General features: G+C 45.6%; 1 protein-coding gene. It reads right to left on the bottom strand.

Going from position 1 to position 1,194, the window contains the following annotated elements; all coding sequences use genetic code 11:
* Position 1 precedes the first annotated feature (1 nt).
* A complete protein-coding gene (gene tuf / locus AKG33_RS03915) occupies positions 2-1,192 on the bottom strand; it encodes an elongation factor Tu (protein ID WP_012031572.1) in 1,191 nt (396 codons plus the stop codon).
* Positions 1,193-1,194: the final 2 nt, after the last annotated feature.

The raw sequence follows: 1,194 nt of genomic DNA, 5'->3' as shown, positions 1-1,194 counted from the left end.
ATTACTCAATAATTTTAGCAACAACCCCAGCTCCGACGGTGCGACCGCCTTCACGAATCGCAAAACGCAATCCTTCGTCCATCGCAATCGGGTGAATCAGTTGCACAATCATCTTCACATTATCTCCCGGCATTACCATTTCCACGCCTTCCGGCAATACGCATTCACCAGTGACGTCTGTTGTACGGAAATAAAATTGTGGACGGTAACCTTTGAAGAATGGAGTATGACGTCCGCCTTCTTCCTTAGATAAAACATACACTTCTGATTCGAATTTAGTATGTGGAGTAATGGTGCCCGGTTTTGCCAAAACTTGACCGCGTTCAACTTCTTCACGTTTGGTTCCACGTAATAAAACACCAACGTTATCACCAGCTTGACCTTGATCCAATAATTTACGGAACATTTCTACACCGGTACAAGTGGTTTTTGCAGTATCACGCAAGCCCACGATTTCCAATTCATCGCCTACTTTAACAACGCCGCGTTCTACCCGTCCGGTTACTACAGTACCGCGTCCTGAAATAGAAAATACGTCTTCAATCGGCATCAAGAAGGGTTTATCAATATCGCGTTTCGGTTCCGGAATGCTGGCGTCTAAAGCGTCAACCAATTTTTCAATCGCTGGAATACCAATTTCTGAGGTATCGCCTTCCAACGCTTTCAATGCAGAACCCACGACAATCGGTGTATCGTCTCCTGGGAAATCGTATTCGTTTAATAATTCACGAACTTCCATTTCAACCAGTTCTAACAATTCCGCATCATCAACCATATCCGCTTTATTTAAGAATACGATGATATAAGGAACACCTACTTGACGAGAAAGCAGAATGTGTTCACGTGTTTGCGGCATCGGACCGTCTGCTGCTGAACAAACCAAAATCGCGCCGTCCATTTGTGCCGCACCCGTAATCATGTTTTTAACATAGTCCGCGTGTCCTGGGCAGTCTACGTGTGCATAGTGGCGAAGCGGGGATTCATATTCTACGTGTGATGTTGAAATCGTAATCCCGCGCGCACGTTCTTCCGGCGCACCGTCGATTTGATCATAATCTTGTGCCGCACTTCCAAATCGTGCCGCACTTACTTTTGTTAACGCCGCTGTTAATGTGGTTTTACCATGGTCTACGTGTCCTATGGTACCTACGTTTACGTGGGGTTTCGCACGCTCAAATTTCTCTTTTGACATTT

The organism is Dichelobacter nodosus (genome assembly GCF_001263335.1).
GTDB classification, from domain to species: Bacteria; Pseudomonadota; Gammaproteobacteria; order Cardiobacteriales; family Cardiobacteriaceae; genus Dichelobacter; species Dichelobacter nodosus.
Note: the sequence above shows the minus strand (reverse complement) of the source record. Positions and strands in the feature narration are given on the sequence as shown.